The 10,449-nt window shown below is 64.9% G+C and carries 12 protein-coding genes; 6 read left to right on the forward strand and 6 right to left on the reverse strand.

All coding sequences use genetic code 11. The features are described from left to right. Positions 1 to 1,195 (reverse strand): copper resistance system multicopper oxidase (locus RMO25_RS06840; protein WP_309661856.1); only part of this gene is annotated, 1,195 nt, incomplete at its 3' end. A gap of 80 nt (positions 1,196 to 1,275) precedes the next feature. Continuing rightward, on the reverse strand, positions 1,276 to 1,548 hold the full coding sequence (locus RMO25_RS06845) for a metal-sensitive transcriptional regulator (RefSeq protein WP_309661857.1): 273 nt from the start codon (positions 1,546 to 1,548) through the stop codon (positions 1,276 to 1,278). Between the two features lie 100 nt (positions 1,549 to 1,648). Here RMO25_RS06845 and RMO25_RS06850 point away from each other — a divergent pair, with 100 nt between their 5' ends. Beyond that, the gene (locus tag RMO25_RS06850; RefSeq protein WP_309661858.1) at positions 1,649 to 3,832 is read left to right on the forward strand and encodes a copper-translocating P-type ATPase; all 2,184 of its coding nucleotides are present in this window, start codon (positions 1,649 to 1,651) and stop codon (positions 3,830 to 3,832) included. Here RMO25_RS06850 and RMO25_RS06855 read toward each other — a convergent pair. Together RMO25_RS06855 and RMO25_RS06860 are read right to left on the reverse strand one after the other, a co-directional pair. Next, entirely contained in the window at positions 3,829 to 4,119 is a 291-nt protein-coding gene (locus RMO25_RS06855; protein WP_309661859.1) for a hypothetical protein, read from the reverse strand. The genes RMO25_RS06850 and RMO25_RS06855 overlap by 4 nt on opposite strands. Positions 4,120 to 4,157: 38 nt before the next feature. Continuing rightward, positions 4,158 to 4,652: a DNA-deoxyinosine glycosylase gene (locus RMO25_RS06860; RefSeq protein ID WP_309661860.1), complete on the reverse strand. Its 495-nt coding sequence runs from the start codon at positions 4,650 to 4,652 to the stop codon at positions 4,158 to 4,160. 54 nt (positions 4,653 to 4,706) lie between these two features. Here RMO25_RS06860 and RMO25_RS06865 point away from each other — a divergent pair, with 54 nt between their 5' ends. Further along, on the forward strand, positions 4,707 to 5,879 hold the full coding sequence (locus tag RMO25_RS06865; protein WP_309661861.1) for a glycosyltransferase family 1 protein: 1,173 nt from the start codon (positions 4,707 to 4,709) through the stop codon (positions 5,877 to 5,879). Between the two features lies 1 nt (position 5,880). On the opposite strand, the gene RMO25_RS06870 is transcribed toward RMO25_RS06865, so the two are convergent. Beyond that, positions 5,881 to 6,516, reverse strand: a complete 636-nt coding sequence (locus RMO25_RS06870) for a PadR family transcriptional regulator (protein WP_309661862.1) — start codon at positions 6,514 to 6,516, stop codon at positions 5,881 to 5,883. A 98-nt stretch (positions 6,517 to 6,614) separates the two neighbouring features. Here RMO25_RS06870 and RMO25_RS06875 point away from each other — a divergent pair, with 98 nt between their 5' ends. Both RMO25_RS06875 and RMO25_RS06880 read left to right on the forward strand, forming a co-directional pair. Further along, positions 6,615 to 7,940: a replication-associated recombination protein A gene (locus tag RMO25_RS06875; RefSeq protein WP_309661863.1), complete on the forward strand. Its 1,326-nt coding sequence runs from the start codon at positions 6,615 to 6,617 to the stop codon at positions 7,938 to 7,940. 17 nt (positions 7,941 to 7,957) lie between these two features. Continuing rightward, entirely contained in the window at positions 7,958 to 9,265 is a 1,308-nt protein-coding gene (locus RMO25_RS06880) for a mechanosensitive ion channel (RefSeq protein ID WP_309661864.1), read from the forward strand. A 179-nt stretch (positions 9,266 to 9,444) separates the two neighbouring features. Here RMO25_RS06880 and RMO25_RS06885 read toward each other — a convergent pair whose 3' ends face one another. Next, positions 9,445 to 9,744: a GIY-YIG nuclease family protein gene (locus RMO25_RS06885; protein ID WP_309661865.1), complete on the reverse strand. Its 300-nt coding sequence runs from the start codon at positions 9,742 to 9,744 to the stop codon at positions 9,445 to 9,447. 60 nt (positions 9,745 to 9,804) lie between these two features. Here RMO25_RS06885 and RMO25_RS06890 point away from each other — a divergent pair, with 60 nt between their 5' ends. Both RMO25_RS06890 and RMO25_RS06895 read left to right on the forward strand, forming a co-directional pair. Further along, a complete protein-coding gene (locus RMO25_RS06890; RefSeq protein ID WP_309661866.1) occupies positions 9,805 to 9,930 on the forward strand; it encodes a hypothetical protein in 126 nt (41 codons plus the stop codon). Between the two features lie 198 nt (positions 9,931 to 10,128). After that, the coding region (locus RMO25_RS06895) for a hypothetical protein (RefSeq protein WP_309661867.1) at positions 10,129 to 10,449 on the forward strand (321 nt) is incomplete at its 3' end.

Consider the following 10,449-nt stretch of genomic DNA (forward strand, 5'->3'; position numbering starts at 1 on the left):
CGCGAACGGCCGCGGGATTGGGCGCATTGGGCATGTCCATGCCGGCCATTCCAGCCATGTCGCCGCCGCCCATATCGCTCATGCCCATGTCTTTCATGGTGGTGAGCGGCCTCGGCCGAAGCGGCGGAACAGGAGCGGACATGCCTGCGCGGGGTGCGAGCGTCGCCCGGCCAAGGCCGGAGCGGTCGATGGACTCGCTGACGAAGCTGTAGGCGCGGTCCCGCGGCATGACGATTACGTCGAAAGTTTCGGCGACGCCGATCTGGAACTCGTCAACGGTCACCGGCCGCAGGTTCTGCCCGTCGGCCTGGACGATGGTCATCGGCAGGTCGGGGATGCGGACGTTGAAATTGGTCTGGGCCGCGGCGTTGATAATCCTCAGGCGGACGCGCTCGCCGGGTCGGAACAACCCCGTCCAATTGTCGAACGGGCCATGGCCATTGACGGTAAAGGTGTAGGTCGAGCCGGTGACATCCGAGATGTCAGCGGGATCCATGCGCATATTGGCCCAATCTCGTCGCTCTGATGCCGGCAAGTCACGACCGGAGAGCAGCCCCGACAACGTCAGGCGTTGCATGTTGAAATAGCCGCCACCCATTTGCTTGAGCTTTTTGTAGATGGTCGCGCCGCTCATCGGGCTGTGGTCAGCAAGCACCAGGACGTGCTCGCGGTCGAACGCCACCGGGTCAGGGCCGGCCGGCTCGATGATGATCGGCCCGTAAAGCCCATCCTGCTCCTGGTAACCCGAGTGGCTGTGGTACCAGTAGGTGCCGGACTGAACGACCGGGAACTCATAATTGAAGGTCGAGCGCGCCGCGATGCCGGGAAAGCTGATCCCGGGGACGCCATCCATCGCGAACGGCACCAGCACGCCGTGCCAATGGATCGAACTGTCCACATTGAGGGTGTTGGTGACGCGCAGCCGCGCGGGCTGCCCCTCCTTGAGGCGCAGCAACGGCCCCGGGACCGTGCCGTTGATGCCGACTGCGCGGCCCACCTTGCCGTCGACCCTGACCGCAACCTGACCGATGGTAAGGGCAATGTCGGGGCCGCTAAGTGTCGGTAGCGACGGTGCCAATCCGGCCGAAACGGGTTGGGCCCATGCGGGCATGATACCGGCGAACGTCGCACCGGCGCCCCCGAGAGCTGCGGCGCGCAGGAACTCACGCCGTTCGATGGCGAGCTTGTCAAACATATTTGATCCTTGCGAGTCCACGGGTCGGCATCGCCACAGTGGGGAGAATATGGGCTCTGTTCATAGAAATTACCTGCGGCCTATCTGGCGCGGTCGAGGAGCTGGATCAGCTCGGCTGCCTTGGCGCGCTGCTCATCCGGGTTGCCGCCGGTGATGGCTCCTTCGATGCAGTGGCTGAGGTGTTCCTGGAGCATTGCGGTCTCGACGCCGGCAAGGGCCGCTCGGACCGCGCGGATCTGGGTCAGCACGTCGATGCAATAGCGGCCATCGGCCAGCATCTTCGAGATGCCGCGGACCTGGCCCTCAATGCGGTGCAGCCGATCGAGCAACTTCTTGTCGTGCGATTTTTCCACCGCATTTCACTCCCGAAATAAACCCTATAGGGGTATATTGACTATGCCCTATGGGGGTATATACAACTGACATTGCAAGCACAAGACTGTAGATGGGGTCATGGAAAACAAACCCGATCGCTGCCATCATTCGACCTCGCGGCCTGTGTCCGACCCGCACGATGTGGCCGAGGGCACGATCTGGACCTGCCCGATGCACCCGCAAATCCGGCGATCCGGGCCCGGCGCTTGCCCGATCTGCGGCATGGCGCTCGAGCCACTCGAGCCGAGCCTCGAGGAAGGCCTCAACCCCGAGCTGATCGACATGACCCGGCGCTTCTGGGTGTGCGCAGCCCTGTCGATCCCCTTGTTTGTGTTGGCGATGGGGGCCGAACTGACCGGTTGGGCACCGCTCCCGATGCGGCAGCTCGTCTGGCTGCAACTGGGCCTCGCTACCCCCGTCGTCCTGTGGGGCGGCTGGCCGTTCTTCGAGCGCTTCTGGGCGTCATTGAAGAGCCGCAACCTCAACATGTTCACGCTTATCGGCCTCGGGGTCGGGGTCGCTTATGGCTACAGCCTCGTTGCGACCTTTGCGCCAGGGACCTTCCCGTCATCGCTGCGGACGATGGGCGGACAAGTTCCGGTCTATTTCGAAGCGGCCGCAGTAATCACGACACTGGTGCTGCTTGGACAGGTCCTCGAACTCCGCGCCCGCTTCGCCACCGGCAAGGCGATCCGCGCGCTGCTCGGCCTGGCGCCCAAGACCGCCCGACGGGTTAGCCCGGACGGCCAGGAAGAGGACGTTCCGCTCGAGCATGTCCAGGTTGGCGACGTGCTTCGCGTGCGTCCTGGCGAAAAAGTGCCGGTCGATGGAATTGTCGTCGAGGGTCATAGCTCGGTCGACGAGTCGATGATCAGTGGAGAACCGGTCCCGGTCGAAAAGGCGATTGGCGACATGGTCACCGGCGCGACGGTCAATGGCACCGGCAGCCTGCTGATGCGTGCCGAGCGCGTCGGCAAGGACACCATGCTGTCGCAGATCGTTCGCATGGTGGCGGAGGCGCAGCGGTCGCGCGCGCCGATCCAGAAACTTGCCGACCAGGTTTCCGGGTGGTTCGTCCCCGCGGTTGTCCTGGTTGCGGTCGCAACTTTCATCATTTGGTCGCTGGTCGGTCCGGAGCCGAAGCTCAGCCACGCGCTGGTCAATGCGATTGCCGTTGTGATCATCGCCTGCCCTTGCGCGCTGGGCCTCGCCACGCCGATGTCGATCATGGTCGGTACCGGACGCGGCGCAACTCTAGGCGTCCTGGTCAAGAACGCCGAGGCACTTGAGTTGATGGAGAAGATCGACACGCTGGTCATCGACAAGACCGGCACGCTGACCATCGGCAAGCCCAGCCTGGTCGCCGTCGAGCCGACCGCCGGCTTCGACAAGAAGCAGGTGCTTAGCGTCGCCGCGTCGCTCGAAAAAGGCAGCGAGCATCCGCTCGCCGCGGCCATCATCGCGGGCGCCGCCCAGAAGGGTCTGACGCTCGACGAAGCCGACAATTTCAACTCGCACACCGGCAAGGGTATCTCGGGCACCATCGGCGGCCGGCGCATGGCACTGGGCAATTCGGCGTTGCTGGCGGAAGGCAGCGTCGACACCGCTCCGCTGGAAAGCGCCGCTGACGCTCACCGCGCCGAAGGTCGGGGCGTGATGTTCGTTGCGATCGATGGCCACCTCGCCGGCCTGGTGGTGGTCGCGGATCCGGTCAAGGACAGCGCCGCCGAAGCGGTCGCCGCACTGCGTAGTGATGGCGTTCGAGTGGTCATGCTGACCGGCGACAACCAGCGGACGGCCGAAGCGGTCGCCCGCCGCGTGGGTGGAATCAACGAGGTCCATGCCGGCGTCCTGCCCCATCAGAAGCAGGCCATCGTCGAGCAGTTGAAGAAGGAAGGCCGCCGCGTCGCCATGGCCGGCGACGGCATCAACGACGCGCCGGCGCTGGCTGCGGCGGATGTCGGCATCGCCATGGGCACCGGCACCGATGTTGCGATGGAAAGCGCCGCCATCACCCTCGTCAAAGGCGACCTCGGCGGGATTGTCCGGGCCCGCCGCCTGAGCCGCGCGGTGATGCGCAACATCCGCCAGAACCTGTTCTTCTCGTTCTTCTTCAATGCGACCGGCGTGCCAATTGCCGCAGGGGCGCTGTACCCGGTTTTCGGAGTGCTGCTGAGCCCGATCATCGCCGGCGCCGCGATGGCGCTCAGTTCGGTAACCGTAATCGCCAATTCCCTGCGATTGAGGCGGGTCCGGCTTTAGCTGCCCCGTTCGCTAAGGAAGCGCATCAGCTCGGCCAGCGTCGCTTCCATCTGGTCCTGCATCTGGCTGACCAGTTCGTTCTCGCGCATGCCGAGGTGGTCGAGCGGCTTGGAATAGCTGTCGGAAAAGGCCTTCAGATCGTCCTTGTCGAGGAAACCGCGCGCGACCAGCTTGGCGATAATCACCAATAGGCCGTTGGTGTTGGCGATGGTGCCGGCAACCAGCGCCTCGTCGACCATCGACAACCTGCGGTCGTCGTCGGAGTCATGGTCGTCGGCCGGAGTCATTTCGGCATTGTTGGCACAGCCGCCGTGCGGAGCAAGGGCTAAGCGACGAATTGTGCCAGTATCTCCCAGGCGCGCGTTTTCTCGCTCAACGGACGTGTGTTGGCCGCGCTCGACGACGGCAGGTCGATCAGCCGCAGGCGATCGGGATTTCCTATCAAGCGACGGCCGGCGGCGGCGGCTGTCGAGCCGTTGAACGCCAAAGCCTGCACATGTTGGAAATCCTGCAGCAGTTGCTCGACCCGATTGTGAGCGGCGGACCGAATGGACTGGTCGAGGCTGCCACGACGGCTGGCCGAAGCAATTACGTCCCACAGCCCGATGCGCCGCTCGGCGAGACGCTGCAGCCGCTCCTCATAGTCCAGAGACTGGAGGTCCTCGCCAATGGCGGCGCCGAGCAACCGCCAGAACTGGTTGGTCGGATGGGCGTAGTAGCGGCGCTCTGCGAGCGAGGCATCGCCGGGCAGGCTACCGAGAATGAACAGCTGCGCATCGGATCGGGCAATCGGCGGCAATCCGAGTTTAATGCTGTCCATGAAGAGTACGCCCGCTGTTTGCCTTTGCTGTTGCCGCCGTTAAGGGCATGGCCGGTGCAGCCCAGTGACCTCCGCATCGCCCTGTTTTCGGGCAATTACAATTATGTGCGCGATGGCGCCAACCAGGCCTTGAATCGCCTGGTCGACTATCTGCTGCGCCAAGGAGCGCAGGTCCGCGTCTATTCGCCGACGGTGCCCGATCCGGCGTTCAAAGCTACCGGCACCCTGGTTAGCGTGCCCTCGGTGGCGATCCCCGGCCGTCCGGAATATCGGGTTCCAATCGCCCTCACCGCCCGGGTCCGGCGCGACCTCGCGGAGTTCGCGCCCAATATCGTCCACATCTCGAGCCCGGACATCGTCGCTCACCGCGCGGTGAGCTGGGCGCGCCGGCGCAATGTGACCGCCATCGCTTCGATCCACACGCGTTTCGAGACGTACCTGGCTTACTATCATCTGGAAATACTCGAGCCATTCGTGCGCGCCATCATGCGGCGTCTCTATCGGCGCTGCGATGCGATCGTCGCGCCGGCCGAATCGACCGCCGCCGTGCTGCGGGCACAGCGCATGAACCGCGACATCTCGATCTGGACTCGTGGCGTCGATCGCGAACAGTTCCACCCCGGCCGTCGCGACATGGAGTGGCGGCGAAGTATCGGCATCGACGACGACGCGCTGGTCGTCAGCTTCCTCGGCCGCCTGGTCATGGAAAAGGGTCTCGATCAGTTCGCCGACGCGATCGACACGCTGGCGGAGCGCAAGGTGAAGTATTGCGTGCTCGTGATCGGCGATGGTCCCGCCCGCGAATGGTTCGAGCAACGCCTGCCCGACGCCAACTTCATTGGCCAGCAAATTGGCCCCGACCTCGCCCGCAGCCTGGCCAGCTGCGACGTGCTGCTGAACCCGTCGATCACCGAGGCGTTCGGCAACGTCACCCTGGAGGCGATGGCATGCGGACTGCCCGTGGTCGCGGCGGATGCCACGGGGGCGACCAATCTCGTCCGCGACGGCAAGACCGGAATATTGGTCGATCCGTTCGACGCCGATGGTTTCGCCGATGCGCTCGAGGCCTACGCCAGGGATCCACAGCTTCGCGCCCGCCATGGCAAAGCGGGCCTGAGCTTCGCCCGGACGATGGACTGGGACGCGATCAATTCGGCGGTCGTCCGCACCTACCAGCGGGTGATCGAGAAACGCGCTCGGCTCGCCCGGCGCACCCGCCGGTCCTAGGTCACTTCACGCGTTCGATGCGCTGCGCAGCCTCGTCGAGGATAGCCGCGATCTCGTGCAGCAGTTCATCGTCGAGCCCGTCTCGTCCGACGCGGTGGCTAAGTGCAGTCATCAGGTTCTTGATCGCACGGCCGATAGCCGGGCCGCTGGAGCTGCTCTCGCGCGGCGCGAATTCCGCCAGCCGCTCGAGCAGTGCTTCGACCTCGGCCGCATTTTCCTCGAGGTGCGTGCGCCCCTCGGCGGTCACCTGGAACGGCTTGCGCGGGCCTTTCTCCTTGGCCTCCTCGATCAAGCCCATGTCCTGGAGCAGGGTCAGCGTCGGATAGACGACGCCCGGGCTCGGCGCATATTCGCCGCCAGTCAGCTCCTCGATCGCCCGGATCAAATCATATCCGTGACGCGGCTCGTCGGCGATCAGCTTCAGCAGCACCAGGCGAAGTTCGCCGGATTCGAACATCCGGCGGCGGCCGCGGCGGCCGCGACCCCAGCCGCCCGGGGGGCCGTCGCCGGAATCAAAATGGAAGGGACCCCAATTGCCACCAAAGCCGCGTCCGCCGCGCATGGCGAACAGGCCTTCAGGGAATTTGAACTCGAATTCTCCGCGCGGCCCACAACCGCGCCCATGCCTGTGACCCATGACTCTCTCTCCTTCAGATGCATCTACGATATATCTTAGATGCATCGACAACAAGTGCCATGGTGCATTTTTCAGCCCGAACATTATGAGCTTCGCGGATGGCCGATCTGTTCGCTGACCAGGAGATTGCGCGGCAGCCCGATGTCGCTGCTCCCGATGCCCCGCTGGCCGACCGCTTGCGGCCAAGGAGCCTCGGCGAGGTCGTCGGCCAGGAGCATTTGACCGGTGGCGACGGCGCCATTGGGCGGATGGTCGCTGCCGGCAAGCTATCGTCGATGATCCTGTGGGGGCCACCGGGAACCGGCAAAACAACCATCGCGCGGCTGCTCGCTGATGCGGTCGGGATGCGCTTCGTCGCCATCTCCGCGGTATTTTCCGGGGTCGCCGACTTGAAAAAACTGTTCGCCGAAGCGCGGCAGATGGCCAAGGCCGGCCAGCGCACCTTGCTGTTCGTCGACGAGATTCACCGCTTCAATCGCGGCCAGCAGGACGGCTTCCTGCCCTACGTCGAGGACGGCACCGTGACCCTCGTCGGCGCGACCACGGAGAATCCGAGCTTCGAACTCAATGCGGCGTTGCTGTCGCGGTGCCAGGTGCTGATCCTGCGCCGGCTCGACCATCAAGCGCTGAAGACCTTGATCGAGCGCGCCGAGGGCGAGGTCGGGCGTCCTCTGCCGGTGACCGAGGAGGCGCGCGCCGCGCTCATCGCCAGCGCCGACGGCGACGGTCGCTTCCTCCTCAATCAGGCCGAAACGCTGTTCGACATCGCGATCGACGCGCCGCTCGATCCGGCCGCCTTGTCCGCGCTGCTGCATCGCCGGGTGGCGGTCTATGACAAGGATCGCGAGGGCCATTACAACCTCATCTCCGCGCTCCATAAAAGCCTGCGCGGCTCCGACCCACAATCGGCGCTTTATTATCTCGCGCGCATGTTGGTGGCGGGCGAGGAGCCACTCTACGTGCTGCGGCGGCTGGTTCGGTTCGCCTCCGAGGACGTCGGCCTCGCCGATCCCCAGGCATTGGTCCAGTGCCTCGCCGCCAAGGACAGCTACGACTTCCTCGGCTCGCCCGAGGGCGAACTGGCGATCGTCCAAGCCTGCCTCTACCTCGCCACCGCGCCCAAATCGAACGCAGTTTATGTCGCGCAGAAATCCGCCTGGCGCAGCGCGAAAGAGACCGGCTCGCTGATGCCGCCGGCGCACATCCTCAACGCTCCGACCAAGCTGATGAAGGACATCGGTTATGGCCAGGGCTACGCCTATGACCACAACTCCGACGAAGGCTTCTCCGGCGCCGATTACTGGCCCGAGGAAATGGAACCCCAGCGCTTTTATGAGCCGACCAGCCGTGGCTTCGAGGCCAAAGTCGCGGAACGCATTGCATATTGGGACGAGATGCGGCTGAAGCGCGCCAACAACACCTAAAGCTACGGAGCCCATCGATGTACACCAGCGACGCACCAGCAGCCTATTGGCGTGACCAATTATATCTGTGGGGACCGCGGGTCCTGCTCGCGATCCTCATCCTGGTTGTCACCCATTTCATCGCCAAGGCGGTTCAGTGGGCGGTGGCCAAGGGGATCGACAAGGTCCCGGTGCTCAAGCGCCATCCGCAGGCCGGCGGAGAGTCGGTCGGGATCGAGCTCGGCCGCCTCGCTTATTGGCTGGTGTGGCTGGTCGGGCTGATCGCCGCGCTCCAGCCTTTGGGCCTGTCGCAGGTGATAACCCCGGTCACCTTGCTGACCAACGAGGTGTTTGCCTTCATCCCCCATTTGCTGGGGGCGGTCCTGATCTTCTTCGCCGGGCTCATTCTCGGACGGATCGTCGGCCACATCATCGAAGCGGCACTCGGCGCGCTCAACCTCGAACGGCGCGCGAGCCGCGCCGGGCTCAAGCTGGGCGACACTCCGGTTGCGGTCGATACGGCTGGGAATGCGACCGACGGCGCCGCTCCGGCGCGCAGCACGCTGGCCCGTGCGATCGGCATGACGGTCAGCGCGATCATCATCGTTTTCGCAGCCATTGCCGCACTCCAGGCACTGGGCATCAGCGCCATCGCCGACCCGGCGGTGGCAATGCTTCAGACCATCGCCGTCGCCATCCCACGGGTGTTCGCCGCCCTGGTCTGGCTGGCGATCGCGTTCCTCATCGGCCGCTGGGTCAAGACGCTGATTGAGACCGTCCTCCCCAGCCTTCGCTTCGACGACAGCGTGCGCGCGCTCGGCATCATGCCGGCGAGCTCCAACCCGTCACGCGTCGTGGGCGCCATCGCCATGACCGCGATCCTGCTCGCCGCCGCAATCGAGGCCGCGCGTCAGCTCGGCGGCGACAGCGTCGCTGCCTTGCTGTTCCAAATCACGGCACTCGGCGGCAAGGTGATTTTCGGCACCGTGATCATCGTAGTCGGGCTGTTCCTGGCGCGTATGCTGGCGGCCTTGGTCGGAAGCTCGACCGGCGAATCGGGCTTCGCCCAGACGATCGTCAAATATGCGATCATCGCTTTGTTTACCGCGATCGGCCTGACCTTCATGGGGCTCGCCGACCAGATCGTGATGATGGCCTTCGGTCTCATTCTCGGCTCGGCGGCGATCGCCACCGCGCTCGCCTTCGGGCTGGGCGGGCGCGACGCCGCGGCGCGGATCCTCGAGGATTGGGCCGAGCGGCAGGAGCCGCCGGCCCGGCTCCCCCAACCCCGACTGCGCAAAGCGACCCCGCCAGAGCCCGACGACTCCCAGCCGCCGCTGGTGTGACCAGCCGCTTCGCGTCGTTTGTCGCGATCGACTGGTCGGGCTGACGCACGAGATCGCGCGCTGCGAGGGGTGGACATTCGGGGTGCTGTGACTGTCAGTGCTCCTGCGAAGGCAGGAGCCCAGGCCCGGCAAAGCCGGTCAGGCGCTGCGCGCGACTGGATAAGCTCCGTCAGGAGCCTTCAACCGAGCGTAGGGTAGAAGTCCTGCCATTCGGGATTCATCGCCTCGATCGCGCTGAGCTTCCACAGCCGCTTCCACTTCTTCATCTGCAACTCGCGATAACGCGCCTGCTCAAGATCGTCATAGGCTTCGTACCAGACGAGCAGCTTGCAGCCGTATTTCCGGGTGAACCCGGCTACGAGGCCGTTGCGATGCTCCCAAACGCGCTTCGGCAGGTCGCTCGTCACGCCGATGTAGAGCGTGCCGTTGCGTCGGCTGGCCATGAGGTAGACGTAGCCCGCTTTCATCTGGCGCAGCATGACCGGACTTGCGCCGAAGCTCCAGTCCGGGCCTGGACCCCTGCCTTCGCAGGGGAACTCATGCCTGCAGCCAAAACGGACACACCCGTTCGGGCGCTGGCGAACGGCGAGCCGGCGGCGTTCTCGCCGCCGGGGCTGACGCGCGAGATTGCGCGCTGCGAGGGGTGGACATTCGGGGTGCTGTGAAGGTGTCGAGCGTCGTCGGTTCTGGCGCCGCCCGCAATTCATCGGAATGTCCGGCTTGGGTGGAAAGCGGACGCTCACAGCGAGGCGGATGCGCGTCTTGCTAGGGCGATGGCGTAGTTTTACCCTGAGGGCGGCGCTCGCGCCAATCGTTGATCTCTGTTACTGGCCCTGTCACCGAAGTTCATGCGATTGGAAGCTATGATGACACATTATCCGCTGTTGCTCCTGGTGACCGCGTCCACCCTCGCGCTTGCCGCATGTTCACCCAAGCCTGCCGAAACTTCGGTGGCAACCAACGATGTTTCCGCGAATACCGCGGCGCCGGCCAACCCCAGCGATCCGGTGCAAAGCGCGCTTTCGGCGGCACCAGAGGCAATTGCCCGCGAGGCGGCGGTGATGGCGCCCAATCCCGACGGGTCGATGAAGTCGCTACGGGAAGGCAAGAATGGCTGGACTTGCGTGCCCGACAACCCCGCCACCCCCGGACCTGATCCGATGTGCATGGACTCCAACGCGATG

Origin of the sequence: Sphingomonas sp., assembly GCF_031361285.1 — a bacterium.
Taxonomy (GTDB): Bacteria; Pseudomonadota; Alphaproteobacteria; order Sphingomonadales; family Sphingomonadaceae; genus Sphingomicrobium.